Source organism: Herbiconiux sp. UC225_62, from assembly GCF_042694625.1.
Classification (GTDB): domain Bacteria; phylum Actinomycetota; class Actinomycetes; order Actinomycetales; family Microbacteriaceae; genus Herbiconiux.
In genome coordinates this window covers 42,541-68,875 of sequence record NZ_CP170551.1, presented here as the reverse complement: position 1 = coordinate 68,875, position 26,335 = coordinate 42,541, and the positions used below count along the sequence as shown (strand labels likewise).

General features: G+C 65.7%; 25 protein-coding genes and 1 pseudogene. 13 read left to right on the top strand and 13 right to left on the bottom strand.

The window, feature by feature from the left end; genetic code table 11:
• Window positions 1-14 precede the first annotated feature (14 nt).
• The 3 genes and pseudogenes from ACFJGU_RS00340 to ACFJGU_RS00330 all read right to left on the bottom strand — a co-directional run.
• On the bottom strand, window positions 15-881 hold the full coding sequence (locus ACFJGU_RS00340) for a hypothetical protein (RefSeq protein ID WP_382306635.1): 867 nt from the start codon (window positions 879-881) through the stop codon (window positions 15-17).
• A gap of 135 nt (window positions 882-1,016) precedes the next feature.
• Window positions 1,017-1,313, bottom strand: a complete 297-nt coding sequence (locus ACFJGU_RS00335; protein WP_382306633.1) for a HigA family addiction module antitoxin — start codon at window positions 1,311-1,313, stop codon at window positions 1,017-1,019.
• An 11-nt stretch (window positions 1,314-1,324) separates the two neighbouring features.
• A pseudogene (locus ACFJGU_RS00330) lies at window positions 1,325-1,435 on the bottom strand (type II toxin-antitoxin system RelE/ParE family toxin); the annotation flags it as partial.
• A gap of 142 nt (window positions 1,436-1,577) precedes the next feature.
• On the opposite strand from ACFJGU_RS00330, the gene ACFJGU_RS00325 reads away from it, so the two are divergent.
• The 4 genes from ACFJGU_RS00325 to ACFJGU_RS00310 all read left to right on the top strand — a co-directional run bounded on the left by ACFJGU_RS00325 (window position 1,578) and on the right by ACFJGU_RS00310 (window position 7,265).
• Window positions 1,578-2,045, top strand: coding sequence for a group II truncated hemoglobin (locus ACFJGU_RS00325; protein ID WP_382306631.1), 468 nt, complete (start codon window positions 1,578-1,580; stop codon window positions 2,043-2,045).
• A 228-nt stretch (window positions 2,046-2,273) separates the two neighbouring features.
• A complete protein-coding gene (locus tag ACFJGU_RS00320) occupies window positions 2,274-2,531 on the top strand; it encodes a DNA/RNA helicase domain-containing protein (protein WP_382306630.1) in 258 nt (85 codons plus the stop codon).
• A 70-nt stretch (window positions 2,532-2,601) separates the two neighbouring features.
• Complete coding sequence (locus ACFJGU_RS00315; RefSeq protein WP_382306628.1) at window positions 2,602-4,653, top strand: DNA methyltransferase; 2,052 nt, start codon at window positions 2,602-2,604, stop codon at window positions 4,651-4,653.
• Window positions 4,653-7,265 carry a DEAD/DEAH box helicase gene (locus ACFJGU_RS00310; protein ID WP_382306626.1) on the top strand — a complete coding sequence of 871 codons (2,613 nt, stop codon included), beginning with the start codon at window positions 4,653-4,655 and terminating at the stop codon, window positions 7,263-7,265. Before ACFJGU_RS00315 ends, ACFJGU_RS00310 begins: the two co-directional genes overlap by 1 nt.
• A 244-nt stretch (window positions 7,266-7,509) precedes the next feature.
• Here ACFJGU_RS00310 and ACFJGU_RS00305 read toward each other — a convergent pair whose 3' ends face one another.
• The 3 genes from ACFJGU_RS00305 to ACFJGU_RS00295 form a co-directional block, all read right to left on the bottom strand.
• The gene (locus ACFJGU_RS00305) at window positions 7,510-8,529 is read right to left on the bottom strand and encodes a restriction endonuclease (RefSeq protein ID WP_382306624.1); all 1,020 of its coding nucleotides are present in this window, start codon (window positions 8,527-8,529) and stop codon (window positions 7,510-7,512) included.
• A 106-nt stretch (window positions 8,530-8,635) separates the two neighbouring features.
• Window positions 8,636-9,868, bottom strand: coding sequence for an exonuclease domain-containing protein (locus ACFJGU_RS00300; protein WP_382306622.1), 1,233 nt, complete (start codon window positions 9,866-9,868; stop codon window positions 8,636-8,638).
• An 89-nt stretch (window positions 9,869-9,957) separates the two neighbouring features.
• A complete protein-coding gene (locus tag ACFJGU_RS00295) occupies window positions 9,958-10,200 on the bottom strand; it encodes a hypothetical protein (protein WP_382306621.1) in 243 nt (80 codons plus the stop codon).
• Between the two features lie 161 nt (window positions 10,201-10,361).
• Here ACFJGU_RS00295 and ACFJGU_RS00290 point away from each other — a divergent pair, with 161 nt between their 5' ends.
• The 4 genes from ACFJGU_RS00290 to ACFJGU_RS00275 all read left to right on the top strand — a co-directional run bounded on the left by ACFJGU_RS00290 (window position 10,362) and on the right by ACFJGU_RS00275 (window position 11,930).
• Window positions 10,362-10,523, top strand: a complete 162-nt coding sequence (locus ACFJGU_RS00290; RefSeq protein ID WP_382306619.1) for a hypothetical protein — start codon at window positions 10,362-10,364, stop codon at window positions 10,521-10,523.
• Window positions 10,520-10,921, top strand: a complete 402-nt coding sequence (locus ACFJGU_RS00285; RefSeq protein ID WP_382306617.1) for a hypothetical protein — start codon at window positions 10,520-10,522, stop codon at window positions 10,919-10,921. The genes ACFJGU_RS00290 and ACFJGU_RS00285 overlap by 4 nt, the downstream gene beginning before the upstream one ends.
• Before the next feature lie 155 nt (window positions 10,922-11,076).
• A complete protein-coding gene (locus ACFJGU_RS00280) occupies window positions 11,077-11,610 on the top strand; it encodes a hypothetical protein (RefSeq protein WP_382306615.1) in 534 nt (177 codons plus the stop codon).
• Window positions 11,611-11,612: 2 nt separating this feature from the next.
• The gene (locus ACFJGU_RS00275; protein WP_382306613.1) at window positions 11,613-11,930 is read left to right on the top strand and encodes a hypothetical protein; all 318 of its coding nucleotides are present in this window, start codon (window positions 11,613-11,615) and stop codon (window positions 11,928-11,930) included.
• A gap of 536 nt (window positions 11,931-12,466) precedes the next feature.
• Here the strand turns inward: ACFJGU_RS00275 and ACFJGU_RS00270 are convergent.
• The 4 genes from ACFJGU_RS00270 to ACFJGU_RS00255 all read right to left on the bottom strand — a co-directional run bounded on the left by ACFJGU_RS00270 (window position 12,467) and on the right by ACFJGU_RS00255 (window position 19,712).
• Window positions 12,467-18,640 (bottom strand): DUF4011 domain-containing protein, encoded by a 6,174-nt coding sequence (locus tag ACFJGU_RS00270; protein ID WP_382306611.1) that lies wholly within the window; start codon window positions 18,638-18,640, stop codon window positions 12,467-12,469.
• Window positions 18,641-18,787: 147 nt separating this feature from the next.
• On the bottom strand, window positions 18,788-19,195 hold the full coding sequence (locus ACFJGU_RS00265; RefSeq protein ID WP_382306609.1) for a type II toxin-antitoxin system death-on-curing family toxin: 408 nt from the start codon (window positions 19,193-19,195) through the stop codon (window positions 18,788-18,790).
• Entirely contained in the window at window positions 19,192-19,407 is a 216-nt protein-coding gene (locus ACFJGU_RS00260; RefSeq protein ID WP_382306607.1) for a hypothetical protein, read from the bottom strand. Before ACFJGU_RS00260 ends, ACFJGU_RS00265 begins: the two co-directional genes overlap by 4 nt.
• Window positions 19,408-19,502: 95 nt before the next feature.
• Window positions 19,503-19,712: a hypothetical protein gene (locus ACFJGU_RS00255; RefSeq protein WP_382306605.1), complete on the bottom strand. Its 210-nt coding sequence runs from the start codon at window positions 19,710-19,712 to the stop codon at window positions 19,503-19,505.
• Window positions 19,713-19,788: 76 nt separating this feature from the next.
• On the opposite strand from ACFJGU_RS00255, the gene ACFJGU_RS00250 reads away from it, so the two are divergent.
• On the top strand, window positions 19,789-20,109 hold the full coding sequence (locus ACFJGU_RS00250; RefSeq protein ID WP_382306603.1) for a hypothetical protein: 321 nt from the start codon (window positions 19,789-19,791) through the stop codon (window positions 20,107-20,109).
• 119 nt (window positions 20,110-20,228) lie between these two features.
• Here the strand turns inward: ACFJGU_RS00250 and ACFJGU_RS00245 are convergent, their stop codons facing one another.
• Entirely contained in the window at window positions 20,229-20,783 is a 555-nt protein-coding gene (locus tag ACFJGU_RS00245; protein WP_382306601.1) for a TetR/AcrR family transcriptional regulator, read from the bottom strand.
• An 82-nt stretch (window positions 20,784-20,865) separates the two neighbouring features.
• On the opposite strand from ACFJGU_RS00245, the gene ACFJGU_RS00240 reads away from it, so the two are divergent.
• Window positions 20,866-21,291: a nitroreductase/quinone reductase family protein gene (locus tag ACFJGU_RS00240; RefSeq protein WP_382306599.1), complete on the top strand. Its 426-nt coding sequence runs from the start codon at window positions 20,866-20,868 to the stop codon at window positions 21,289-21,291.
• Window positions 21,288-22,058, top strand: coding sequence for an SDR family NAD(P)-dependent oxidoreductase (locus ACFJGU_RS00235; protein WP_382306597.1), 771 nt, complete (start codon window positions 21,288-21,290; stop codon window positions 22,056-22,058). Before ACFJGU_RS00240 ends, ACFJGU_RS00235 begins: the two co-directional genes overlap by 4 nt.
• Window positions 22,059-22,226: 168 nt before the next feature.
• Here ACFJGU_RS00235 and ACFJGU_RS00230 read toward each other — a convergent pair whose 3' ends face one another.
• Together ACFJGU_RS00230 and ACFJGU_RS00225 are read right to left on the bottom strand one after the other, a co-directional pair.
• Entirely contained in the window at window positions 22,227-22,964 is a 738-nt protein-coding gene (locus ACFJGU_RS00230; RefSeq protein WP_382306595.1) for an NADPH-dependent F420 reductase, read from the bottom strand.
• The gene (locus ACFJGU_RS00225; protein WP_382306593.1) at window positions 22,957-24,066 is read right to left on the bottom strand and encodes an LLM class flavin-dependent oxidoreductase; all 1,110 of its coding nucleotides are present in this window, start codon (window positions 24,064-24,066) and stop codon (window positions 22,957-22,959) included. The genes ACFJGU_RS00230 and ACFJGU_RS00225 overlap by 8 nt, the downstream gene beginning before the upstream one ends.
• 72 nt (window positions 24,067-24,138) lie before the next feature.
• Between ACFJGU_RS00225 and ACFJGU_RS00220 the strand changes: the two genes are divergently transcribed.
• Together ACFJGU_RS00220 and ACFJGU_RS00215 are read left to right on the top strand one after the other, a co-directional pair.
• On the top strand, window positions 24,139-24,636 hold the full coding sequence (locus ACFJGU_RS00220) for a MarR family winged helix-turn-helix transcriptional regulator (protein ID WP_382306591.1): 498 nt from the start codon (window positions 24,139-24,141) through the stop codon (window positions 24,634-24,636).
• 122 nt (window positions 24,637-24,758) lie between these two features.
• Window positions 24,759-26,333, top strand: coding sequence for a hypothetical protein (locus ACFJGU_RS00215; protein ID WP_382306589.1), 1,575 nt, complete (start codon window positions 24,759-24,761; stop codon window positions 26,331-26,333).
• Window positions 26,334-26,335 lie beyond the last annotated feature (2 nt).

The following is a 26,335-nucleotide window of genomic DNA, read 5'->3' as shown; positions in this document are numbered from 1 at the left end:
CGTTCGCACGTGCGTCAAGGAATCACAACGTCCCCGCCCACCCCCGACGGCAACTTCCGCGGGTCCACAGTGAACGACCCCACGATCGCATCCATGATCTCCGGCGACGCATCCGGCGACAGCAATACCTGCAGCGTCACGACCATCGTCCCCTCGTCGTCGATGGCCACCATCTCCCACAGTTTGCTGTCGGGGATCTGCGCGCAATCCGTCCAATACCGCGTCGCCAGCTGCCAGCCATCCTTTTCGCGGGACGGCTCGTCGGAGGCGACACATCCATCGATCGTCCAGTCCGCCTCTCCGACGAGATCGTCGGCGCGGGCGCGGAGGTCGTCGGCTGCGAGCCCGGTCAGTCCGGTTCGCGTCGCGAAGTCTTCGGAGACGGCGATGTACGCCCCGTCTTCACCGAACTCCACCGGCGAATCGACCTGGGTTCCGGTGATGACGGCGGTTCCGGCATCCGGACTCACGTTGTAATTCCCGGTGCGCGCACCCCACTCGGCCGGAACTGCGAACGACAGCGCCTTGTCGCCACTCGAGACGTTCTTGGTCTCGAGGGCCGGCGGCGTCGACGAAGCGGATGTCGCGGCCCCCGCGCCGGCACCACCACCGAACATGGCGAAGAGCCCGTCGAGCCGTTCGGGTGTGATGACGGCCGACGCCGTCGCCCCGACGACGGCCACCAGAACCGCGCCGCCGATCGCATAGAACCTCTTGGGATGCCGCGCCGCCGCCGGAGTCGCGGGTGAAGCCGGTGCCGGCTGGCCGGGCGCTGCGGGCGGCTGCTGCGCACCGTCGTGAGAAGACTGCGGCATGCCCGTGCCCGCTGCCGGCACGTTCTCCGGAAACGGTGGCCTGTTGCCCCCATTGGCATCGGACATGCGGCGAGTGTATTCCTCCGCATGCATCCGCCGCACCCGTCCCGGCGCGGAGTAGCGGTTGGGAACCCGAACATTGCGGTGAAGCGCAGCCAGGCCCCGAGTAGGCGAATCGGAGATACAGCCCGATCTGATCAGTCAGGCGCTGAGCAGCGGCACGATCCGGTCGAGTTCCTCGGTCTTTGCCTCAGTGACGAGTTTGAGGTCGTACCGGGTCTGAAGATTCGTCCAGAACCGATCCGAGGTGCCGAATGCGCGAGCAAGTCTTGCGGCCGTGTCGGGAGAGATGCCGCGCTTGCCATGAACGATCTCGTTGATGCGCCGAGCGGGCACGTTGATCGCCTGGGCGAGCCGGTATTGGCTGATCTCCAGCGGCTTCAGAAACTCCTCGAGAAGGATCTCACCCGGGTGAATCGGCGCGTGTGCGGTTGCCATGATGTCTCCTCTCAGTGGTAGTCGACGATCTCGACATCGACCGGACCCGCGGGAGTCCGGACGAAGCAGATGCGCCATTGGTCGTTGATTCGGATGCTGTGCTGACCTTCGCGATCGCCACTCCGGCTGGTGCAGACGGTCGCCGGCTTGAATGCCAAGCCGACCATGCTCAACAAATACATGGCAGGTCCTTAGTGGCTAGATGAGCAGTTGGTACTCACCCATCGACGCGGCCACAACAGCCTCCGGGCGTAGGCTTTCCCCATGGCTCAACCTCCGAGCGTCTACGAGTGGATCGGCGGCTCGGCTGCGGTCGTGCGATGGTTGGACTGCTTCTACGACGCCGTCGAGGGCGATGATCTTCTGGCGCCGGTGTTCGGTGGCAAGGTAAGCCGTGAGCATCGTGACGGGGTCACTGCATGGTGGTCCGAGGTCTTGGGTGGTCCTGCAACGTACACGGCCGAGCACGGCGGCTACCCCCACATGATGTCGAAGCACCTGGGCCTCAACATCAGTGCGGAACAGCGCCTCAGGTTCGTGACCCTGCTCAGCCGGGCTGCGGACGAGGCCGACCTCCCGAGCGATCCGGAGGCGCGCTCGGCGTTGATGGCCTACGCCGAGTGGGGCACGCGCATTGCCGTGGCCAACTCGACTCCCGGTGCCGAGCCGGTGCTCGAGGCACCCGTTCCCCGTTGGGGCTGGGGTGAGGCGCCGCCCTACGAGCCAAGCTGACCAGCCGATTCGGAGCGTTAGCAAGATCTCCGGGCTCGACCCGTTGATGATGCTGACTGCGTTCGACGTGATTTCGACCTGCAACTGGATCACGGGAAAGTGCACCCACCAGATCTTCCTAGTCGACCCCGCCCAGAGCGTGAAGCCAGCAGGCATCCCCATCGAGGCTGCTGAGCGGCTCGTCGCTGACGCCAATGCGTCCAACCATCATCGCTCCTCCTCTCGCAGATGAGGGTGCGCGCCGGTTCCGACTACGTCGGTCACGTGAGACGGATGCTCGGTGCCGGAACGGCGTCAGGCTCGCTGCCGCCCGCATCTCTCCCCGATTTCGGCGACTACGACTTTCGGACGTTCGACGACGTCTCTGAGATGCGCGCGGAGATCGTGAGCCAAGACCGCGAGGTCGGCCCGTCGCGCCTGATCGCGGGTTACGCCTGGAAGTCGAATACGAGGAGCAATAGGCCGGACCCGCTCGGCCATAGATAGGCAGGGGGCACCTACTGCGCCCGCTACCGGTAGGTTCAGATCGTGGCGGCGGCCAGGAGGAGGGTTATTCGTGTCGAGATTGACCGATTTGCTTCGGCAAGCGCGGAAGGTGGACCCGCAACTCGGAGCGGATCTTGAGGCCGAGATCGGCGCCCTGAAGCAACGGTCATTCGGGCTGGTATTCGAACAGCATCGACCCGAGGCAGTGGAGTTGCCGGGCAGACCGGTTCGCCGTGGCGATAAGGTTCGGATATTGCCTGCCCGCGGGGAAGCGCAGGCGCACGATCAACGACTTTGGCGAGTCGACCGAATGGCGAGGGTAGACGGTAAGCGCGTGGCTCACCTGGTCGAGCTCGATACCGACGAGCCTGAGACGCCAACGATTGTTGAGGATGCGCTCGTTGTTGTCGCGGAGTTCCGCGATCGAATCTATCCCGGTTTAGTTGAGACTGGCCGCGTCGAGCATCGAGAGGGCAAGCCTTTCCACACGGTCATCAACGCAGAGAACTTTCACGCGCTTGAGATGCTTACTTACACGCATCAGGAGTCAGTCGACCTGATCTACATCGACCCGCCCTATAACACCGGCGGAAAGTTCGCTTGGCTTTACAACGACGACTACGTTGACAGCGACGATGATTACCAGCATTCAAAGTGGCTAGCGTTCATGGACCGCCGACTCCGCGTGGCACGCGAGTTGCTGAAGCCAAGCGGCGCGATCATGATCTCGATCGGAGATGACGAGCAACACCGCTTGCGGATGCTTCTGGAGCAGATATTCGGAGTCGAGAACCATGTGGCTCAGCTTGCGGTCGAGATGTCGACAACGTCCGGGCCTAAGACGACGAACGCGCAGCAGGGCACGATTGTCAAGAATGTGGAGTACGTCCTGATCTACAGGAAGTCTCCCGCCTTCGATGCTGAAGTAAGACACACCCCTCTCTACGATGGAATTGAGAAATGGGACGCCAACTATCCGCTCTGGTTGAACGATGACGGCACCACGGATTCGCTTTATCGCCGGCTGGATGAGGAACCACAGGTCCGGGCTGATATCGAGCGGTTCGAGCTCGTTAATATGGGGAAAAAGAACAAGGGAGCATTCGTAGGGGCTTCGGGTATGGACCTGCTCCTTTTGGCCTCGGAGCCTGCAAGAGATTTCATCCGCAGCAATCTCAACCGCATAGGTCGCACGGATACACCACCCGTATCTGCCAAGAGCGTTGAGGTGCCTATTGGGCGGTGGGTCGAGCACCAGACTGGAGGGCGGTCATACAGGCTCACTAGGTCCGCCACGGGAAAGACCTGGCAGATCTATACGCTGGACCGCAACTATCGGGCCTCCGATGACTATCTGCCGCGCTTCGGAAGAACAGTGATCCGCGGAGATTTGTGGAGGGGTTTCCACTCCGATATGGGTCACGTTTCAAACGAGGGCGGAGTTGCTTTTGCGAACGGAAAAAAGCCGATCCGCCTGATCCGACAGCTTGTGAAGTGGGCGAACAACTCGTCCGATGCGGTGATCCTCGACTTCTTCGCCGGATCCGGAACGACCGCCCACGCGGTCGCAGCGATGAACGCTGAAGATGGCGGATCTCGTCGCGCGATCGTTGTCACCAACAATGAGTTGAGTAAGGCGGACCGCCAGGTGGCGATTACTGCCGGATTCCGTGCTGGGGACCCCGAGTGGGAAAAACTGGGCGTATTCGAGTCAAAGACCAAACCGAGGCTCCTGAATGCGTTCAGCGAGACCTTAGGTAATGCCGAGTTCTTCAACCTGACCTACGAGGCCCCACTGTCCGTCCGCCATAACCGGGCATTCGAACGGATCGCTCCAATGCTTTGGTTGCGGGCGGGATCACGCGGTCGGATCATCGTGGACTTGGGTGAATCCGGCTGGGATGTGGCCGAGGCCTACGGAGTCCTAGCAAACCTTGATCACGCGCACCAGTTCGTCGAGGCAATAACGCAGGCTGATTGCATCACGCTCGCATTCATCGTCACAGACGACGATTCTGCCTTTCAGATGGTGTGTCGTGAGTTGCCGGAGGGCGTGAATACGGTCCGCCTGTACGAGAGCTACCTTCAAAACTTTGAGATTAATACTGGAAGGGCCCTGTAGTGAGGTACACGCTCAAGGATTACCAGTTGGGGGCCGTTGGTGACGTTCTCAAGAACCTCCAGCGCGCGCGTGACTCCTACCATCGATTCAATGCCAGATCGCAGTTCTCGCTAGCGGCGACCACAGGTGCAGGCAAGACGGTGATGGCTGCCGCTGTCGTTGAGGCACTCTTTTTCGGCAATGACGAATTGGACTTTGTCGCTGACCCCGGCGCCGTCGTACTTTGGTTCTCCGACGACCCTGCACTTAATGAGCAGAGCCGCACCCGGATAAGAGCCGCCGCCAGCGAGCTGGACTATCGCCTGCAAGTGGTATCGACTACTTTCGCCGAGGTGTCCTTCCGGCCGGGGCACGTGTACTTCCTCAACACACAGAAGCTGGCCAAGGGCTCGCGTCTGGTCAAAGGGGTCTTTGACGAATCCGATGAAGAGAACGAACATACGAAGCTTCCCGGGATGGAAGATCGTCCCGACACCGTGCAGACGTCCATCTACGACACGATCACCAACACAGTTTCCAACCCGGACCTGACCCTATATCTGGTGCTCGACGAGGCGCACCGAGGGATGGGGACACGCTCGGCTGATCGTTCCACCATCGTGCAGCGGCTCATCAATGGGCAGGGAGGCGTCCCGTCGATGCCTATCGTGTTTGGCATCTCGGCGACAGTCGAACGTTTCGAAACGGCGATGAAGGGTTCGACAGATCGAGATGCATTGCCGTCCGTGACGGTCGACGCCGCGCTCGTCCAAGCCTCGGGCTTGCTGAAAGACGACATTGCCCTTTCGATCCCGACGGAGAAGGGGTCCTTCGACTCTGTCTTGCTGGCCCGAGCCGTCGAGAAAATTAGGACCTCATCAGCCGCTTGGGAGGAATACGCAAACACCCAGGGCGATGTAGAGGCAGTCCAACCACTTCTTGTTGTCCAGATGGACGACAAGCCGTCGCAAGAGACGCTTGTACGCACGCTGGAGACAATCTATGCCGCGTGGCCGGATCTGCCATTCGACGCCGTCGCCAATGTCTTCGGCGATCACGAGGGTGTAGGTCATCCCAATCTGCACATAGGCAAGCAGCTCGTGCCCTATATCGAGCCTCAGCGGGTGCAGGACGACAAGCGGGTAAGGGTGCTGCTTGCTAAGAATGCGATCTCGACGGGCTGGGATTGTCCGCGCGCCGAGGTGCTCGTGTCCTTCCGGGCCGCAAAGAATCCGACACACATAACTCAGCTGCTCGGGCGAATGATGCGCACGCCCCTCGCCCGCCGCATCCCCGGCAACGAACTGCTGAACTCAGTTGACTGTCTTCTTCCGAGGTTCGATCGCAAGACAGCTACCGCGGTAGCCCAGTTGCTCATGCGCGGCGCGACCAGCAAGGACGGAGACGACGGGGACGATGCCGGAGGCGGTAAGGGTCGCCGCGTCTTGTTCGATCCAATCACGCTTTACCCGAACGCGGCCATCGGCAGTGCAGTCTGGGACTGCTTCGCGGCTCTCCCGTCAGTGACGATCCCGAGGAAGAACGTAAAGCCGATCCGGCGTCTTACGGCGCTTGCCACCGCTCTGTCCAAGGACCAATTGGTCGAGGAGGCGGTCGACAAGGCTCACTCGCATCTGCACGCGGTGCTCGACGGCAGGGCTGTTCAGTACAAGGATAAGGTTGCCGCTGCCCGTGAGGACGTCCTCACGATGGAAGGCGAAGAGGTTCGTGGGCGTGTTGGCGGCGGGCTTTCATACGAGGCATTCGCGGTCAGTGCAGATCCCCGAGCAATCGAGGACTATTACAAGGACGCCGCTCGGATACTGAGCCCGGCGCTCTGCTCGACATACGTTGACCACCTTGTTGGCGATGACGGTGATGAGGACGACCTGCTTGATGCTCACATCGCGGTGGCCGCCCTAGCTCGCGTGCCCGAAATCGCGATGGCGGTCGAAGACGAGGCCGACAGACTCGCGAGAACATGGTTGACGCAGTCGCGGGTAGTGCGGAAGAGCCTCTCCGATGAGCGACAAGCCGAGTACGAAGCTCTTGAGGCGATGTCGAAGACCCCCGAACCAGTCGCTCTCGACGTCCCCGTCGTCCACCAGACCGATTCCAAGCTTCGCAACGAAGACGGCTCGGAGGAGGAACTTCCGACGTACGCCATGCATCTGATGTGTTCGGATGATGGGACAGTTCCGATGCACTTCACCAGCAGCTGGGAGATCGAGGTCTTGAGGGCGGAGTCGAGTCGATCCGGATTCCGGGGGTGGTACAGGAATCCCGACCGCACTACAGAGGACTCGCTGGCAATCGCGTATGAAGACGAGTCAGGAGACTGGCGTGCGCTCAGACCGGACTTCATATTCTTCGGAACGTCACACAATGGCGCGGTTGTGGCGGACCTGGTAGATCCGCATGGGCATCATCTCTCCGACGCTCTGCCGAAGCTGCGAGGACTAGCCAATTTCGCGGAGCGCTTCGCGGCCAACTTCCGACGCATCGAGTCGGTTGCCGAGATCGGCGACGAGCTCCGCGTGCTGGACATCACCAAGGCGTCGGTACGTCAGGCGATCCGCGACGCGACCAGCGCTAGGGCATTGTATGAATCGGATCTCGCGGATCAGTACTGAGTCGTATCTGCACTTTCGAGACTGAATTCGTGGAAGTAGGCGTGGCGGTGGCGGTGGCGGTCACGGTCGCGGTGGCACGGCCCTCGGGATTGAGCTCAACGTGGTGCCTGCGAGGGTTTGCTTGGCCGCAGCGTCAGGACGGGGAACGGCTGCATCTCGCGGTAGTGCCGACACCGCCCCAAATGGTGTGGTCCGGCTAGTCTGCAGTGCTGCCGGAGACTCTCGCGCGTCGGGTGCTTGAACGCTACTCGAACTGGTCGACGACGTAGACGTTGCGGAGGGGGATGGTTGAGCGCCAGCGGTTCGCGAACTTCTCGTAGTGCGCGAGAACGAGGTCGATGACCTCGTCGCCGTCGATGAGGCGGAGGTCTTGGCGGTTCCGCTCCAGTGCTTTCGCTTCGCGGCTGTAAGACCCGAGGCTGACGAACAGACCGAGCTCCCCGCGTGCGAGCGTGCCTGTAAGTTGGTTGACCTCCGGGGAGCCGATGGTGCCAGTCAGATGCTTACACTGCACTTTGATCACGGGCGGCTCGAGACCGAAGGGATCTCGGTGAGCGATCACGTCGACGCCTCCGTCATTCGAGTATTGAGTCGTGCGCGCCTGGTATCCGACGGCCCGCAGCAGCTCGGCGACGAACTCCTCGAAGTCCTGATGACTCATTCCGCGCAGGATTCGATCGGCGATGAAGTCACGGGTGTAGTTCTGAATGCGATCGGCGTCGGGGATGTCGTCCGCCCGGCGCACTGCCCGCTCCGGTTCTTCACTCTGGCGTGTGACCAGTTGCTGGACCGCTTCCGCGGAATCGGATGCGACGAAGGTGCGGAATTCGTCCTCGTAGTTCTTCACCCGGAAGAGAGTTACGGCGGATCCGATTTCGTAGAGCGCATCCTTCGAGAACACCGAACGCGGCACCGCGTCTTTGATCCATCGCACGCCGACGCGGTGCTTGTGGTCGGAGGCCGATGCGTCCCAGTAGTAGCCGGTCGTCACTTCGCCGAATGCCAGGGTGCGGTCGGCCTTGCGTGGCGCCACGATCAGGTCGCCTGGCGAGATCTCCTGGGCGAACCGGTGGAGGATGCCTGCCCAGATCGGAAGTGCCCCCTCTTTCGCTTCGGGGTAGGTCTCTCGAAGCAGCGCCTTGAGGTCAGATCGATCGAGCGAGATGGTGCGCAAGTCTGGGATGAGATTCCAGCCAATGCTGACGAAACCACCCGCGATCAAGTCGAGCGTGGTGTCGTTGTGGATGCCCCAGGTCGATGGCATGTAATCTCCCCCTCGCTCGCGCATCGGTGCTCGAGCACGACATAGACATTAGTTGACACGCGGGAGATGGGTGGCCCGACGGAGTGTTCTCATCGTCGGCAGTGCGTCACAAACCCAGCAGGTCGGCGAGGCCGTGCTCGCTTACGACCGGGATGCCGTAGTCGCGGGCCTTCTTCGCCTTGCCCGAGAGGGAGTCGGGGTCGGCGGCCGCGACGAGCTTGACCTTCTTGGTGACTGCATCCTTCGGCACCAGGTCGTTCGCCACGAGGATGTCGTACCAGCGCTCGCGCGGGAGGGACATCTCGCCCGTCAGCGTCACCAGGTCGCCCGGTTTGAGAGCGAAACCGCCCAGGGAGGCGCCGGGCTGCTTTGGCAACGCGGGTGCGACATCCGGGGGAGTCAGCACCTTCTCGATCTGCGACGGCGGGATACGCAGCAGGGTGGCGACCGCGACGAGGTCGGCGGTCTCGGCCTCGGTGAGGGTGCCGTCTGACCAGGCTGCCGCAGCGAGCATCCAGAAGTATTCGAGGTTGAGCTTCTCGCACGCCGAGCGACTGATGCCCAGGGATTCGGCGAGCTCGACGAGTCCTTCAGCCTCGTGCAGTGAGAGCACCCGGTCGAGGAGAGCACGGTCGAGGAGTGCGAGGTAGTCGTTGTGCGCATCCGGGCCGGAGAACTCGGGGAGGTTGTCGGTGATGCGCTCGAGGAAGTGGTGGTCGTTGCCGCTCTGGGCGTTCTCTCGGGGATACCAAGCCACGCCTCGGCTCGGGACGCGGCCGTACGAATAGGCGGCTGCGCGGTCGAGGTGATCGGTCCATCCAGCGCGGTCTTCGGAGTGCGCGATGTAGGAGGCGAGGAGTTCCGCCGTCGCACCCGCGTCGACCGAGGCGCGGTGGGCGCCCTCGAGCTGGATGTCGAAGGCAGCGCAGCAGTCGACGAGGGCTCGGCCGGAGCCAGGGAGGTAGATGCGAGCGAGCTGCATCGTGCAGAGAGTCACGAGGTCTTGACTTGTCCAGATGTCAGCTCGCGCCAGCTCGGCCAGCAGGAACCGGGTGTCGAAGCTGGCGTTGTGGGCTACCAATACTCGTCCGTCGAGGAGGTCGATCAGTTCGGGTGCGATGTCGGCGAAGGTGGGGGCTCGCAGGATCTCCGCGGCTGAGATGCGGTGGATGTCTTGGCGGCCCAGGTCGCGGCCGGGGTTGAGCAGTGTGTCCCAGCGGCCGGTGATCGTTCCGTCTGGATCGGAGTGGACAACCGCCACTTCGATCGCGCGGTCGTGTTTGCCTGGAAAGAGTCCCGTTGTTTCGAAGTCGATAGTGGCGAATCCTGGCGAGCCCATCTGCACACCGTATCCGACAGGTGTCGGACGATTCCCGCCCTCGAAATGGGGGAGTAAAGACCAACCTAAGGGGAGCTTCTTCTGGAGAATCAACTCTCCGAGGACGGCTCCAGAATGCGAGCGAGGAGTGAGACGCCGACTAGCACCAGCCCGAGCGTCATGGCGATCTCTCTGAGGAGCGTTGCGATGGTGCCGGCGATGGCGTGCGGAAAGTCGGCGGACCCGAAGAGCAGGGCCAGCCATCCGTCGGTGACGAGCGCGAGAGTGGCGCCGATGGCCGTGAGGACCACACCCGACACGAACATCTGGCGAGCGGTGAGGCGTGGGGGCATTGATGACTCCCGTCACTCAAAGGTGGACGCTCAGCAAAGGTCGTTCCTTGAGGGCTTTGTGTGCGCTTTAGGAAGATGAACATGATAATAGTCGACAAAAGCTCATCTGAGTCGTAACTTCTGGAAGGGAGCGGGTGCGCGGAGACCGAGAGGGTTCGATGATGTCACCGAAATATTCCATTCCTGCCGTCGCTGCAGTTCTCGTCGCGCTCGCCGTGGGTGGGGGCGCCCAGGCCGCGTTGGCATTCGCAGAGCCTGGTTCCACTGAAGCCAGCGAAATTGCGGTCTGCGACAGCGACGGCGACATCAAGGTGGCTTTGTGAAGCCCTCGTCGGAGATGGGTAGTCAGCCGCCGACATTGATCGTCGTGAATCGGGTCTCCGCTCTTCTCGATGGCACCGCTTACGTGGGGTCCTTCTTCGAGTTGTGGGACTGGGGGGTCGTGGCGCGGATGGTCGGGCTTGCTGACGGGTTCGTGCGTGGGGTGCTCGACATGCAGGTGGAGCTTCGCGACGATCAGGGTGGTCGTTACGAGTGGAGGGCCGCGATTTCGGGCGGGATGGTACTTCCGGAGGAAGTGATGCTCGCATTCGATGGGACGCCGGGTGCGTCGGCGCGAGTCCTGCAGCTCGGGGTTGCCGGATCTGGTGACGCCGTAATGTCGGCGACGATACCTGCGTCGTGGGGAAACCCGTCGAGGAGTCGGTTCAGCTCGGATTGACAGAGCGTTCTGCGCCCTTCTCGCAAGGCACGTTTTCGACGCCGCGTCAGGCCGCATTGCGGATGCGTGAGTAGTAACTGCTCGTAACGCCCCACGTTTCGATGCGAGCAGGCTGTCGGGCATCCCGCCAATGCGGGCCGACGGAAGGTTCGATCATGAAGAAGTGGTTGCGGAGAGCGTCAATGGTGGCGGCGTTTTCGATAGCGCTGGGCGGCGGAACCGTCGCGAGTCAGATGAGTCCCTCGGCGGCAGAGGCGAGCCTTTCCAGTTTTAACTGCGTGATATCGGTCGAGCATCCTCATGCTTCACACCACGTGAGCGGCACCATCAACGTCCAGGGCCGGGTCGACTGCGGACAGACGATGGAGAGCATCTACATTCGGCTGTACCTCCACAAGCAGGGCGGCGGCGACTGGGCCGGGACTCCGAACTCGTTGAACAACGTCTCGTACCTCAAAGCGAATGCGGCCACCTCCTGTTCGGTCGGTTCGGGACAGTATTGGGGAGAGGCTCGCGTCACTGCTGTTCCGCCCGCGGGATGGTCGCCGCGATCAGCCTCGGGATCGGCGAACGGCTTCGTGCTGCCCCTGGCTTGCGGAGACGCGTTGACCAGCGGCGATGACCCGGACGGACTCGGGTCTAACGTGGTGCTCGGCACGATCCGGTTTGAACCGAGCGAAATGGAGTAGGTGTGATCGCCGAGCCCGTCGATCCTCGAGACGTTCTGCAAGACGAGGACTATCCCGTCTATCGGGTGTACTTCTGGCTGCAACCGGATCCCGCCTGGGCGGCGCATTCCTGGGAGTGGCGCATCCGTGAAGCCAGGGACGTGTTCGAGGTCATCGAATGGGCCGAGGCGGAGCGCGGTGAACGTACCTACCAGCTCTTCGTGGAGGTGCCGATCCTCAGCGGCGCACGATCGTCCGGGGTGCGGCTTGTGCGCTTGGCGGGTGATGACCCCACCCGCGTGGACGTCGCATCCTCGACCATCACATTCGAGCGTGAGTAGCGACGCATGCGAAGCAGAGGCCCTCTGCGACAAACACGAGGGTGGGGATGGTGGCTTGTCCGGTTGGAGCCATTGGCATCGGGTTTGGCGGGAGCCCGCGCAGCGGGCGGGGGACTATGGCTCCAACCGGACAAGACACCGTCCCCACCCGGCAACGAGACCTCGACGCGAGCAGTTGGAGACTGATGTACCGCCCTGAGACAGCGCGATTCCTCTACGAGGTGGTGCTCGCACCTGGGGAGGGAATCGTGTCAGCCGACCAAGCAGCGGAGATTGTGGAGTACGAGCGGATAGACGGGGCTAGGGTGCGGTTCTCCATTCCGGTCAGTTCGTTCGAGGCCAACCTTCGAGAACTTGCGGCTGCAGGGCGAGGAAGTCTGGGAGACGGCGGATCTGACCTCGTGAACGCCGGACGGTGGCTGAACTTCATGATGATGGAGAAGGCGAACGACATGTCGCCGGCAGGACGGCGCGGGTATCAGCTGAGGCCCGACGGTGGATGGTGCCGTGGGATTGAGGTGAGCGGAAGCCTCGACTCAGGCCAGCTTGATCGACTGGATGATGCCGAGTGTGGTGCGCGCCAGGCGGCCGTTTTCGAGACCCCACGTGACGGCCGCGTCGAGGCGGTCGCTGATTGCCTCGGTCATGCGCTTGCCGCCGAAGACTGCCAGGGCCTCGCGCTTGAGGTCGGGCTCTGCCAGACCGGCTGACGCTTCGGCGACGATCGACATGGCGTTTACGATCTCAACCAGGGAGACGTGATCGAGTACGCGGCCGTCGCCCTGTTGGGACGAGCGGGCGCGCCGCCAGGTCGACGGGTCGAGGTCGGTGGGCCAGGCGAAGGGCTCGGTTGAGCGGGCCTTCATCTCGGCAGGGACGAAGTGGAGGATGGCTGTTGCTCGGGACTGGGCGACCTTGTTCAGGTCGAAGGCGACTGCCACGAGCTTCGCGAGACGCACCAGGTGGACCGGTCCCTCGGTTGCCACGATCTCGCGGATGACGGCCTCGACCGCTCGGCCGGCGTCTTGGCGGGGGAGGGCGTCGAGGACTGCGATCGAGCCGACGCGGCAGGACGTCCATGGGGTGTAAGGGTCGATGAGGTCGGCTGTGGTCGAGGGGGAGGTGGGCGACGTAGTGCCGAGTTTCAAGAAGAGGCCCGGGGCATCCGTCGACGAGAGGGACTCGCTGGGCGACTCGGCTGCCGCTGCGTCGTCTTCGTCGTAAGCGGTGGATGCCGGCGTCGACGTCGACGACGCTGGGCTCTCGATATCCGCGTCGTCCTCGAGCGCCTGCTCCACCATGGAGTCGATTCGGGCGAGCTGGGCGCCGTTGGCGTCCGCCGCCTGGACGTCGGCGATCGCAAGTTCAAGGCGGTCGAGCACCGCCTCGCGGGCGTGCAACCACTCCGGGAGCCAGACGCGCTCGACCGCGGGCCAGTGCATCAGGTTCTTCAGGACCTCGATGGGGAGGCCGTCGCGGTCGGCTACCGTGCGGCGGGACTTCCAGGAGTCGCCGTCGAGGAGCACCGCTAACACCGGGCGGTCGGGGGCGTCCGCGGGGGCGATGCTCAGGTCGACGCGGAAGTCGGAGAGGCCGACATCCGTTTTCACGGCGAAGCCGCGCATCCGGAGTTCGGCGGCGATGTCGTCTCGGTGGCGGTCGAAGATGGACTGGCGGCGGGGGTCGGCCTCGAGGGCCTCTGAGCCGCTCGCGGCCATCTCGAGGTAGGACTTCAGGTGCTTCACACCGATCGAGCTCGTCTGTTCGGCGCGCAGTTCCGACGGGTCGAAGCTCGCGAACAGGAGCACCTGGCGGCGGGCTCGCGTCACCGCCACGTTCAGGCGGCGCTCACCGCCGGCGCGCTGCAGGGGGCCGAAGTTGAGGGGCAGGAAGCCCTTTTCGTTCACGCTGAAGGCGATGGAGAAGAGGATGGTGTCGCGCTCGTCGCCCTGCACGTTCTCGAGGTTCTTGACGAAGAGGCCCTCACTGTCGTGGTCGAGGGCGTTCAGGATGCGCTCGTCGCCGGTGTCGCGGAGGAGGTTCTCGATGAAGTCGCGCTGCTGGGCGTTGAACGTGACCACGCCGAGTGACGGCGCCTCGAAGTCGGCGGGGTCGGCGGACGGTCCCGCCAGGGCTGCGGCCGCGTCGAAGCGGCGACGGATCTCGGTCACGATCGCCTCGGCCTCGAGGCGGTTCGTGCGGAGGTCCTTGCCCTTGCCCGCGCGGTTGAAGACGCCGTTCACCCGCACCAGCGAGACGCCGTAGCCGTCGAGCGACGAGCGCTCGGCCGAACGCAGCGGCGCCGGGAACGACGACAGCCGGCTCTCGTAGTAGTGGTGGTTGCTGAACGTGATGAGCGACTCATCCTGACTGCGGTAATGCCACGAGAGCCACTTGCTCGGCACCTGCGACTGCACGCACTCCGAGAGGATCGACTCCTCGTCTTGCACCACCTCGGTCGAGACCTCGACCTCGTCGTCGGCATCGATTGCCGCCTCGCCGAAGCTCGTGGGCGGCATCTGCTTGCTGTCGCCGACCACCACGACCGAACCGGCGCGGCCCATCGCACCCACGGCATCCGCCACCCGGATCTGCGACGCCTCGTCGAACACGACCACATCGAACAGACCCGGCTTGGCGGGGAAGAAGCGCGCCACCGACTCGGGCGACATCAGGGTGATCGGCAGGATCTGCGTGATCAGCTCACCGAAGGTGTCGAGCAGCGTGCGCACGCTCATCCCGCCGCGCTGGCGTTCGAGCTGACGGCGCAGGAGGCCCACCTGGCCGGCCGGCGCGGACGAGTCGAAGCGGCGCAGGGCCAGCACGTGAGCCGGGATGGCGTTCGGTAGCTCGGCGCGGATCGCCAGCGCACTCGTGGTGAAGCGCTCGATCGAGCGGTTGTGGGCGGTGGCGTCGAAGTCGACCAGCGTGGTGGTCTGTTCGCGCTCGTGAACCGATGCCGCGGCGAGACCCTTTTCGAACGAGAGACGTGCGTCATCCGCTGTGAGCTCGCCGGTCTCGAGCGCCTTGACTGCGTCGGTCATCCCGCGGCGGCGGAGAGGCTCGAGAGCGCGCGTGAAGGCCAGCCAGCGGTCGAGGGCGACGGGCGTGGGGGAGTCGAGGTTGCGGCCGGCGCGAGTGGCGGCCCACGCGGTGAAGAAGGTTTGGGGGTGGGGCTCGTGAGACTGGCCTGTCGGGGACGTCAGGCTGGTCGAGGCACCGTGGCCGGTCGTGTCCGCCGGGCCGGAGGCCCACGCGCCGAGATCGCTTGCCGTCGTGTGGGCTGCGGCGATGAGTGCCGACCATGCGGATGCCAGCTGCGCGATGGCGCTGCAGCGAGCCGCGTCGGGCGGGGTCGTCTCGTAGAGGCGGCGGCTCGCGCGGGTGAAGGCATCCGGTTCTTCGCCGGGGCGGACGCCGATGGTGGTGCCGACCCAGCGGAGCCAGGCGATCTGAGTCGTCACGGATTCGGCGTCGGCGGGACGGAGTGGGTTCCAGTCGGGAGAGACCCGCACGCCTGCGAGTTGCTGGGCGTAAGCGCGCAGGGAATGGATGTGCGCGGCTGACTCCGCGATCTGGCCCGTCAGGGTCGAGAGCTGCTTGAGGTCGACCGCTTCGGGGGAGCGCAGGACCGTTGCCAGACGGGCGGCCACCGCTCGGCGGCGCTTCTTGCGGCCGAAGAAGCCGGACTGGTCGGCGGAAAGGGCCTCGGCGTGGATGCTCGGGATGTCGAGGGCGATCGTCTCCGGCTGGGCCCGCTGCAGCCAGGCCGGGGGAGTCTGCGCGAGGGCGGCCAGCTGGTCAAGCACCGCTTGCGCCGCGACGTTCCAGGCGCTCGGAGTCGCGGTGTCGCGTGCCGCATCGATGGTGGTCAGCGGCTCGCGCTGGTAGCCGTCGATGCGCGACCAGTCGGCGAGCTGCTCGGGGGACTGCGCGAGCGCGACGAAGTCGAGCTGGTTGCCGGCGTCGAGTGCTGCCGCGATGGCCGAGTCGAGGTTCTGAGCGGCGAGGTGCGCAGCGGATGAATCGACCGGAGCATCCGGGCGGTCGACCACGAAGCCCCAGGGGTTGACGCGCTGCGGGCGCACGTAGTCCGCCGTTTCGGGGAGGTCGCGGAGGGCGACGCGGATGGCGTCGAAGTCGTCGGGCGATCCGCCGGAGACGAGGGCCGCGGGCACGGGCATCTCGGGCACGAAAGCGTCGGCGGCGAGCTCGCTCGTGCGGGCCGAGTAGAGGGAGAAGCCGGCCGAGTTCTTCTCGTGCAGGCGGTCGGCGTAGCGCGAGAGGGTGCGTCGGTTGGAGTTCGCGATCTCGAGGTTGGTGCTGAGGGCGGCGCCATCCGTCGTCACCCGATGCTCGAGAGCGGTCTTGATCTGGGCGCGCACGGCGGCGGGCCGTGCGCCCTTGTCGTGCAGGTCGAGCGAGAAGGGGCCGAGCCCGATCTCTTCGAGGCGGCGCTGCACCACGCTCAGCGCCGCGCGCTTCTCGGCCACGAAGAGCACGCGCTTGCCGTCGGCGAGGGCCTTGGCGAGCAGGTTCGTGATGGTCTGCGACTTGCCGGTGCCGGGAGGGCCCTCGAGCACGAAGGTGCGGCCGTGCGCTGCCTCGGCGACCGCCTCCAGCTGGGAGGAGTCGGCGGGCACGGGGCACTGGGCGCTCAAGGCATCCAGGTCGATGGGCTTGTCAGGCGTGGCGGCGGGGACCGGGTCGATGAACGGATCCGTCGGCGTCTCGATGAGGTGCTTCACCAGGGGGTTGCCTGCGAGCGACTCCCAGTTCTCGTCGAGGTCTTTCCAGAGGCGGAACTTGGCGAACTGCAGGATGCCGAGATGCACGGAGTCCTCGACGCGGAAGGGGAGGTGCGCTTCCAGCACCGCTTGCCGTGTGGCGGTGAACGCGGCCTGGAGGTCGATGCCCGCGCCATCCTGAACCGGATCGGCCAGGCCCGGGATCTTCAGCTCGTAGGCCTGCGCCAGCTTCTCGAGCAGGCAGTAGTTGGGGGTGGAGGCGCCCGACTCGTCGAGGGTGAGGCGGTACTGCGATCCGCGGTTCGCCGTGGTGAGCGTGACGGGAACGAGGATGAGGGGGGAGCGGAGCTCGCGGTCGTTGACGCTCCAGTGCAGCATGCCGAAGGCGAGGTAGAGGTTGTTGGCGCCGGTCTCCTCGACGATGGTCTTCGCCTTGTAGGCGAGGTAGCGGAGCTTGGTGGCGTACGACTCGGCCGTGATGTCGATGTACGCCTCCTTCTTCTCGGAGAGGAGCTGAGCGCGGGTGTCGTCTGGGAGCTCGCGGCCGTAGTGGATCTTGCGCTCGCGGTCGATGGCGCCGAGGGCGTTCGAGGGGCGGAGGGCCAGCGGGGTGCCGGCGTTGATCTGGTCTTCGAGGTGGGCGAGGGCGCCGCTCGGCACGGCGAGGGAGTAGCCGGCGCGGTCGGTGAAGTTGATGAGGCGGTTGCGGAGGCTGAGGTCGAGGAGGGAGTTCTTCCACTGGGCGACGCGGGGCGGGGTGCTCTTGCGGGTGGTGCCGGTGGCGTCGGTGTCGGCGTCGGGGCTCGCGTCTCTCGGCTGGTTCCAGAGGGTGCGGGGAGCGGCGATGTATTCGGTGACGGTGACGTTTCCGTCGGCGTCGACCGAGCGCGACGGCAGCGGGTAGACGTTCGCCGAGCGGGCGGCGCGCACGTCGATGGCGCCGATGAAGGTGCTCGGCTGGGCTTCCAGGCGCGATCGGGCGGCGCGGCGGGCCGATTCGAAGTCGCCGGCGCCGGCGCTGTCACCTGCGCGGTCGCCCTCGCTTGACTTGGTGACGGCCGTCGTCTCGATGACCGCGATGTGGCCGAGGGCGGCCCGGTTGAGGAGGTCGGCTTCTTCGAACTCGACGACGGTGGCGAGCTCGCTGTCGCCGCGCCAGTAGCCGAGGAAGGCGTGGCCCTCGAAGATCCAGATCGTCGAGTTGAGGCCCGCCTGCTCGAGTGCGGCGGCGAGCACGACCGTGGTGTCGAGGCATGTGCCCACCCGGCCCTCGAGCACCTCGGCCGGGGTGCGCACCTTCTGGCCGGTGCTCGACCAGCTGGCGGGCGGTTCGGCGTAACGGATGCCGCGAGCACGCATCGCCTCGTAGATGGCCTCGACCGTGGCATCCACTCGTCTCGGGTCTTCGAGCTGGTAACCGGTCATGCTGCGGTCGCCGGTGCGGGCCTCGAGGATTTCGCCCGCCTCGTGCAGGAGGGGCTGGATGGCGGCGGCGTTGGGTTGCACGTAGGCGGGGAGGAGCTCCATGGCGAGCTGCACCGGGTCGGTGCGCCATTGGGTGGCGGCGAGCACGTCGACGTCGGCGGCTGTGCGGGCGAGGTCGACGCCGTCGGCGGTGCGGAGGCGTGCGGTGATGGTGCCGGGGCGCTGCTCGTCGACCGCCAGCATCTTTGCCGGGTCGAGGAAGAGGCGGAGTTCGCTCAGTGTGACCGTCGCGTTCTCGGCCAGGTCGATGAGGGTGACGTTCGGGCTGCCGAGGGAGCCGAATGCATCCATCGCCTCGATCTCGAGGGAGACGGCGCGCAGCATCGGGCCGGGGTTCGTGATGGTGACCGACTCGAGGGCGGAGAGGCGGGCGTTGGCCATGGCGTAGCTGACGACGCCGGCGGTGGTGAGGGTGAGGCCCTGTGGGGTCGGCTCGGCGTCTCGAGCCACGTCATCGCGGTTGTTGCTGGGCTCCATCGAGCTCCTCCCGGCGCTTCACGGCGAACGAACTCGCAGCCCACGGGCACGTCGTCACTGCGTCAGTCGAGCATAGTCGCGGCGGGTGACACCGCCTGCGGCGACGGTGGCCGACGATGAGCCGCAGCGCACCGAGCGTGACGGTCTTCAGCCTGAGGAACGGTCGGTCGCTACGAAGCGCGCGCTCAACCACGTCGCGATCTCATCGATAGAGTCGATTTCGTCTGACGCCACGGCAAGCATGAAGTCGTACTCGGCCTCGATGTCGGTGGTGTTCCAGTACCCGTTCTTCGCGTAGAGATAGAGCGTGGTGACGAGCGCGAGGCGTTTGTTGCCGTCGAAGAGCGAGTGGTTTTTCGTGAGGCCGTGGAGCAGGGCGGCCGCCTTGTGATGGATTCCCGGATAAGCCTCTTGGCCGAACATCGAGGCCGATTGTCGATCGAGCGCTGAGAGAAGGAGAGCTGAATCGCGAACCAGCTTCTGTGGCTGATCGGTGTTGAAGAGACGGCCGATGATGTGGAGCGCTTCGGGAAACGTGACGACGGCGAGGCTCACGTGCGTGATAGGCGATCGATCACGTTTCCGTGTTCGACCAGAAGGCGGTCGAGGATCTGATCCATCGCGTTGGCTCGCACCGAGGTGTATTCGTTCACGGCCTCGGAGACAATCGCTGTGAAGGTGGTGCCCTGGCGCGTCGCGAGTTCGTCGATGAGGGCGACCTGCTCTTCGGTGAAGCCGATGAGCTTCTTCGTCTTAGTGGCGGGCATCCATCCTCCTTCGTATATCTCAATTGCCTCTAAGTATATATTACGAGAGGATGCCCCGCCATCGTTCTCGGCCGTGGATTTCGATCTTCGAGGAGTCAGCTGCCGTCTTTGCGACGCCGAATGCCGAGCACGAGCAGCACGATGCCGACGACCGCGAGCACCAGGCCGATGTAGAGCCAGGTACGGTCGCCGGTCATGGAGCTGCCCGGGATGAGGTTCGCGCCCTGGCCCGCGAAGACGACTCCGACCAGCAGGGCGATGGCACCGACGACGATGAGCGTTATGCGCCCGGCTCTGCTTTTCATGGTCGCCACGCTACTCGTCTCGCCGGATGTGTGAATGTCGAAACATCCGAGCCATTCGCGAGATAGGTAGTGACTAATGCTCGATAACCATCGGGTCTCCCAGAAGCCTGTAGCGCGCATCTACGTCGACGGATTCAATCTGTCTCGGCGGTCTCTGCAGTCGAAGCCGGAGTTCAAATGGCTCGACCTCGTCGCGCCGACGCTGCTTCTGATGCCGGACCATCGCATCGATCACGTTCACTATTTCACTACCCACCTGGGCCCCGGGTTGCTGGCGGATACGCAGTCACCCGTGCGTCAGCAGATGTACTTACTCGCATTGGAAGCTCACCCGGATGTCTCGATCCACTTCACCGACGGAAAGGGCACGTTCCACTGCCCTCCGAAGTGGAGTTAAATTCCCGAAGGCCCCAGTTTCCTGAGGCCTTCTAACCGGTAACCGAAGTATCCGGGGGAGTGAGTCAACGTTAGCGCATTACGTGTGTGGCGCTGCCGTAAGGAGTCCGCCGGGGCGCCTCACTCGGGGGCGTGGCCGAGGATGCGCGCGACCGCGGCGATCGCGGCTCGACGACGCGACGCATCCGTCGCCCCCGGGTCGGCGGCGAGGAGGCCGAGCGGGGCGGTCTGCCAGGCCTGGGCGATGGCGTAGATGATGACGAGGAGGTCGACCGTGCTGAAGGGGGCCGAGGCGTGGCTGCGGATCGCTTCGGCCTTGGTCGCGTAGGCCTCGAGGGGCTCCGACGCCGCCTCGGGGCGCTCCAGTTGGGCCCAGAGGCAGATGCGCAGCACATCGGGATGCTCGTGGTGGAAGTCGTAGAGCTCACCGACCCAGCGCGGTAGGTCGTCGGGGAGGGGCGGCACGGCCTCGGCCATGCGCGTGATGGCGTCGGTGAGGGCGGCGTCGAACAAGGCGCTCTTGTTGCCGAAGTAGGCGTAGATCATGCGCACGTTGCTGTCGGCGACCCGGGCGATGCGGTCGATCCGTCCACCGGCGTGGCCGTGGGCCGCGAACTCTTCGCGCGCGGCCGACAGGATCTTGGCGCGCGTCGCTTCGGCATCTCGCTGAACCACGGCGGCCTCCTCGGGGCGGAATTGACACGCATCCGCGCTCTGCTTAGCGTATAAGTAAATAGATACTTACTTGAGGAGCGACATGGATTCGCGGATCGAAGAGGCGCTCGCCATCACGCCGGCGAGCCGGGCGCGGCAGCGCACGATCGACATCACCACCGTCGGCGCTCGCACCGGACGGCCGCGGCGCATCGAGGTGTGGTTCTATCGGGTCGACGGGCGGATCTACCTCTCCAGTTCGCCGGCTCGCCGCAGCTGGTATGCGAATCTCGTCGCGAATCCCGCGTTCACGTTCCATCTGAAGAACGGCGTGCGCGCCGATCTTCCCGCCGTCGGCACACCCGTCCTCGATCGCGGCCAGCGCGAGGCCGTCTTCTCGGCGATCATCGCCGACCTCAATCAGCCCTGGAATCCGGCCGGCATCCGTCAGCCCGTCGAACCGCTCGGCGAGTGGATGGCGGGCAGTCCGCTCATCAGTGTCGAGTTCCCTGAGGAGGATGCTCGATGACCGGCGACGAGAGTCGACACGTTGCCGTCGTCACGGGGGCGAATCGCGGATTGGGGCGTGCGACGGCCGTGGCTCTCGCAGGGCGGGGCATCCGCGTCGTGCTGACGCACCGGGGCGACCCCGCCGATGCCGAACGCGTGGTGCGTGAGATTCAGGATGCCGGTGGGGACGCGCTCGCGGCACGGCTCGACCTCGCCGACGTCGACTCGTTCGCCGATTTCCGTGCCGACGTGCTTCGCCGCGTCGAAGAACGGTGGGGTCGAACATCCCTCGACGTGCTGGTCAACAACGCCGGCGTCGGCCTGTTCGGCGCTCTCGAGGACGTCTCGGTCGACGAGTTCGACACCGTCATCGGCACGAATCTTCGCGGCACGTTCTTCCTCATCCAGGCGCTCGCGCCGCACATCGCCGAGGGTGGACGTGTCATCAACGTCTCCACATCGCTCACCCGCCAGGTGAGCCCGGGTACGTCGATCTACTCGGCGTCGAAAGCGGCGGTAGAGTCGCTCACTCGGAGCCTGGCGGTGGAGCTGGGCTCGCGCGGCATCCGGGTCAACAGCATCGCTCCCGGGCCGACGGCCACCGATTTCAACGGCGGCGCGATGCGCGACGATCCTGAGCTGCGGCGCACGCTGGCCAGCGGAACGGCGCTCGGAAGGGTCGGTGAGCCGCCCGAGATCGCGGATGCCATCGCGGCGCTCGCTTCGGACGACCTGCGCTGGGTGACGGCCGAGCGGATCGAGGTCTCCGGCGGGAGCCTTCTCTGAGGGGTGCGGAAGTCTTGGACGCAACTCGGTGACGAGCGACTCCGGCGGCGTGTGGCACTGGAGCGAGTGGGTTCCGACGTGGTGTCGCGTGGCGTCGGCGCCGGCCTTGGGCGGCGGGCGGAGAGCGGTAAGCGAAGGCCGGCGAGCGGGGCGCTGATTGGCGACCCCTCAGGCGCCCGACACCAACTCCGCCCGGGCTGCCGCCACCGCTAGACCGCGCTCGGTCGTCGGGAAGCGGGTGAGGGCATCCTGGACGGCGGCGGCTGTGAAGTTGGCGCCGAAGAGTTCGCTGCCGGGCTCGAGGGCGATGCTGTCGCGGAGGGTGCCGACGAGGACCGGGTCGAAGCCGGATGCGTCCACCAGCGCGGCCACATCGGAGAGGGCCAGGTCGTCGTCGCCCGCGATGCCGATCGCCTTGCGGCCCGGCGTGCCCGCGGGCGTGGGGCCCTCGTCGAGGTCGTGGTAGCCCATGTGGTTGTAGGCCTTCACGACGCGCGACGTGGGGAGGAACGACTGGATGAGTTCGCTCGTCGAGACGCGGGGGTCGTTGAGGTCGTCGCGGATGCCGTCGACCTCCCACCAGTAGTTCATCGCGTCGATCACGAGCTTGCCCTCGAGGAGGTCGGCCGGGATCGAGCGGTACTTGCCGAGGGGGAGGGCGAGGATGACGATGTCGGAGGTGCGGGCCACCTCTTCGGCGGTCTGGGCCACGGCGCCGTGCGCGAGGACGTCGATGATGAGCGAGATCTTCGCGGGGCTGCCCGAGCCCGCGATGTGCACCGGGTAGCCGGCGGCGAGGAGAAGGCGCGCCAGCACGGTGCCGACCTTTCCGGCGCCGAGAATGCCGATGGTGGGCAGGGTGGGCGGGGCCGCGTCAAACGAAGCGGCGTGGTGGGTGTCAGGCATGGGTCGATCCGATCCGGTGCAGGTCGTGGGGTTCGTGGTCGTCGGTCTGCGGTGTGGCCGTCGCCTGCTGCTCGGCCAGCAGCTCACGCACGCGGGGCGCGACGCGAGTGCCGAACAGCTCGATCGTGCGGGACCGGGCATCCACGGGCAGGCCGCCGATGTCGTACTTCAGATCGAAGCGGCTGATCTGCAGCTCCTTCGTCATGCGCACGATCTTCTGCGCCACCGTCTCCGGCGAACCCACGAAGAGTGCGCCCGTCGCCAGCTCGAGTTCGTAGCGCTCGCGGGTCGGCGGGTAGAAACCGCGCTCGCGGCCCATCTGCGTGATCAGTGGCTGCCATGACTTCCACCAGGTCTCCGCTGCCTCCTCGTCGGTGTCGGCGATCAGCCCGAGGGCGTGCTGTCCGACCGGCTGGCGAGGCAACCCGAACTGCTCGAGCGCACGGAAGTACAGGTCGACGTGCCCCGCGAAACGGTGCGGCTCACCACCGATGATCGCGAGCATGAGCGGCAGACCGTACTGCGCCGCGCGGATGACCGAGTTCGGGCTGCCGCCGACGCCGATCCAGGTGGGGATGCCGCCCTCGCGCATTTTCGGATGCAGCGTCTGCTCCACGAGCGGCGACCGTACGGTGCCCGACCACGTCGTGGGCATCGACCGCTGGAGCTTCATGAACAGGTCGAGCTTCTCTTCGAAGAGCGTCTCGTAGTCTTCGAGGTTGTAGCCGAACAGCGGGAACGACTGCGTCTGCGACGCACGGCCCAGCACCAGCTGCGCCCGCCCGTTCGAGAGGGCGTCGAGCGTCGAGAACTCGTTGTAGAGGCGCACCGGGTCGTTCGTGCTGAGGACGGTGACCGAGGTGCCGAGGTGGATGCTCTCGGTCGCTGTAGCCATCGCGGCCAGCAGCACCGGGCCGGCCGAGTCGACGTAGCCCTCGCGGTAGTGCTCGCCGATGCTGAAGATGTCGAGGCCCACCTTCTCGGCGAGCTTCGCCTCCTCGACGAGCAGACGCACCGTCTCGGCGTCTGAAAGGGTGCGGGCGCCGTCGGTCGGCACGTCGCCGAAGGAGTTCAGTCCGAATTCGATCGAACCTGTGGTCACGGGATGCCTCCAGAAGTGATTGACGCGTCCATCTTCGCGTCTATATGATTGACATGTCAACTAGGAGGAGCGGTGGAAAATTCCCGAGCGACCACGACCCGGGCGCGCAAGTCGCCGACGGCGCACGAACTGCGGGTGTGGCGCGACTTCGTCGAGACGGGCGATCGCATCCGTTCTCTGCTCGCCGCGCGCCTGCAGAGCGAGTCGGGGCTGTCGACGGGCGACTACGCCGTGCTGCTCGCGCTGTCGGAGGCGGAGGGGAAGCGGTTGCGGTCATCCGATCTGGCCGCGGTGATCGACTGGGAGCGGAGCCGGTTGTCGCACCACCTCGGGCGCATGGAAGCGCGCGGGCTCGTGGTGCGCGAGCCGTGCGCCACGGACAACCGCGGGGCCGAAGTGGTGCTCACCGCGGCGGGCGCGTCCCAGTTCCGCCGCGCATCGGCGTCGCACCTGCGGGCGGTGCAGGAGCTGTTCGTCGACGCGTTCGCGTCGGAGGACGGTGGGGCGAGCGCCGGGCTCGAATCCGTGGAAACCGTCACGGAGGCGCTGCAGAAGCACCTCCGTCCATAGAAGCTCAGTCGTCGCGCCGAGAAGTGTGACCCCAGCGACTATCGCTCCGGAGGCAGCCGGAAGGTGCCATCAGCGTGCTCGCCTCAGGGAACATGGATGCGGGTGGGGTAGGTTCGCTGGTCGTGTCGGAGCGTGTGGGTGGTGAGCAGTTCGTGTCGCGGGCGGCGGGGGTGCGCGTGCGTGAGTCCGACTTGGGTGCCAAGGCGCTGATCGGGAGCGGCACCGCGACCGACGTCTACCGGCTCGACAGCTTCACCGTGCCCGGCCACGATGGCGGGCTCGCCTACGTTCGTACGAGGGATCGGTCCCCTGAGCGCTGGAATCCCGCCGTGCTCTCGCGACTCGTCGCGCTGCGGCTGGGGCTCGACGCGGGAGCGCGGGCGACCCTCGACGGCGTGGCCGCGTGGCCGACGGCCGTGGTGGAGGACGACGACGGCGAGGCCGTGGGGTGCTTGATGCCGTTGGCGGCGCATCCGTTCTACTACCTGCCGTCGGAGGAGAAGAGCGCCGGCAAGCTGCCACAGAACGCGAAGTGGCTCGTCGTCGCGCCGAAGCGCGCTCGTCGAGCCGGCGCGGCCGCCGTGGCGGAGCGGGACCTGGTCGCTCGGTGCACCGTGCTCGCGCGGGTGGCTCTGCTGGTGGAGATCCTGCATCGCCACGGGGTGGTGTTCGGTGACCTCTCGGAGAAGTCCGTGCTGTACGGCATCGGTGAGGTGGCCGAGGCGTTCGTCATCGGATGCGAGGGCGCCGCGTTCGCGGGCGAGGGAACCCTCCAGCGCAACAGCGCCGGGTGGGCGGCGCCGGAGACGGTGGCTGCGGCGGGCGAGATCGGTGAGACCGGCGAGACCGGCGAGACGGATGTCGCGACCTGGAAGGAGCCGTCGGTGCAGACGGTCGCCACCGATCGCTACAAGCTCGGACTCCTGGTCCTCCGGGTGCTCGCGCCGGCCGGCGACGGGCTCGAGCGAAGTCGGGATGCCGGCCGCGTCCGGAGCGTGCTCGATGCCGACGGGCAGCGGATGATGACCCGTGCCCTGGGCGACGTGCCCGACGACCGCCCCAGCGCATCCGAGTGGTACGACTACCTGCGCGGCATGATCATCCAGAGTCTCGACGCGCCCGTCATCCGGAGCGTCGTGGTGAGTCCCGCGCTCGTGGCCGAGGGCGATGAAGTGCGGCTCGAGGTCGAGGTCACGGGGGCGCAGCAGCTCACGATCGAGATGCCGGGGCGGGCCGACATCCGGCGTGACATCGGCGGACGGATCGTGTCGGAGCGTTTTACCGCCCGGCAGAGCGGCCGAATCGGCGTGCGGGCGGCGAACGCGCACGGTGAAGTGGTTGCCGTGTCGAACGTGGTGCGGGTGCTGCCGGTGCCGACTCCAACCCGGATTCCGCTCGCGTCGCCCCAGGTGCCGGCGGGGCTCGGGGTTCTGCCGGATCTCGCGTCGCTCGAAGCGGCGCTGGGCATCTCGACGCCGCCGACGTCCGGGGGAGGCGGGGACGGCGGTGGCGCCGGGGGCGGGATCGCCCCGTTCGAGCGCGTGGCGGAGCTGCGCGAGCGACTCGACGCGGATGCATCCCCCGTCCGCGACCTCATGCGCTTCGGCATCGAGGCCGAGCGGGTCTCGCGCGAGCGGCTCTTCCCCTCGTTCGAGGAGTTCCTGAACGACATCACTCCGACGAAGCGCGAGGACTGACC

What these genes read in the sequence shown, in the direction of transcription:
- ACFJGU_RS00235 (WP_382306597.1), top strand. Translation starts at nt 21,288, where the DNA reads ATGACCGGCGACGAGAGTCGACACGTTGCCGTCGTCACGGGGGCGAAT.
- ACFJGU_RS00335 (WP_382306633.1), bottom strand. Translation starts at nt 1,313, where the DNA reads ATGGCAACCGCACACGCGCCGATTCACCCGGGTGAGATCCTTCTCGAG.
- ACFJGU_RS00295 (WP_382306621.1), bottom strand. Translation starts at nt 10,200, where the DNA reads ATGCCCCCACGCCTCACCGCTCGCCAGATGTTCGTGTCGGGTGTGGTC.
- ACFJGU_RS00230 (WP_382306595.1), bottom strand. Translation starts at nt 22,964, where the DNA reads ATGCCTGACACCCACCACGCCGCTTCGTTTGACGCGGCCCCGCCCACC.
- ACFJGU_RS00300 (WP_382306622.1), bottom strand. Translation starts at nt 9,868, where the DNA reads ATGGGCTCGCCAGGATTCGCCACTATCGACTTCGAAACAACGGGACTC.
- ACFJGU_RS00340 (WP_382306635.1), bottom strand. Translation starts at nt 881, where the DNA reads ATGTCCGATGCCAATGGGGGCAACAGGCCACCGTTTCCGGAGAACGTG.
- ACFJGU_RS00250 (WP_382306603.1), top strand. Translation starts at nt 19,789, where the DNA reads ATGCTCGATAACCATCGGGTCTCCCAGAAGCCTGTAGCGCGCATCTAC.
- ACFJGU_RS00290 (WP_382306619.1), top strand. Translation starts at nt 10,362, where the DNA reads ATGTCACCGAAATATTCCATTCCTGCCGTCGCTGCAGTTCTCGTCGCG.
- ACFJGU_RS00320 (WP_382306630.1), top strand. Translation starts at nt 2,274, where the DNA reads ATGAGGGTGCGCGCCGGTTCCGACTACGTCGGTCACGTGAGACGGATG.
- ACFJGU_RS00280 (WP_382306615.1), top strand. Translation starts at nt 11,077, where the DNA reads ATGAAGAAGTGGTTGCGGAGAGCGTCAATGGTGGCGGCGTTTTCGATA.
- ACFJGU_RS00325 (WP_382306631.1), top strand. Translation starts at nt 1,578, where the DNA reads ATGGCTCAACCTCCGAGCGTCTACGAGTGGATCGGCGGCTCGGCTGCG.
- ACFJGU_RS00270 (WP_382306611.1), bottom strand. Translation starts at nt 18,640, where the DNA reads ATGGAGCCCAGCAACAACCGCGATGACGTGGCTCGAGACGCCGAGCCG.
- ACFJGU_RS00305 (WP_382306624.1), bottom strand. Translation starts at nt 8,529, where the DNA reads ATGCCATCGACCTGGGGCATCCACAACGACACCACGCTCGACTTGATC.
- ACFJGU_RS00260 (WP_382306607.1), bottom strand. Translation starts at nt 19,407, where the DNA reads ATGCCCGCCACTAAGACGAAGAAGCTCATCGGCTTCACCGAAGAGCAG.
- ACFJGU_RS00255 (WP_382306605.1), bottom strand. Translation starts at nt 19,712, where the DNA reads ATGAAAAGCAGAGCCGGGCGCATAACGCTCATCGTCGTCGGTGCCATC.
- ACFJGU_RS00240 (WP_382306599.1), top strand. Translation starts at nt 20,866, where the DNA reads ATGGATTCGCGGATCGAAGAGGCGCTCGCCATCACGCCGGCGAGCCGG.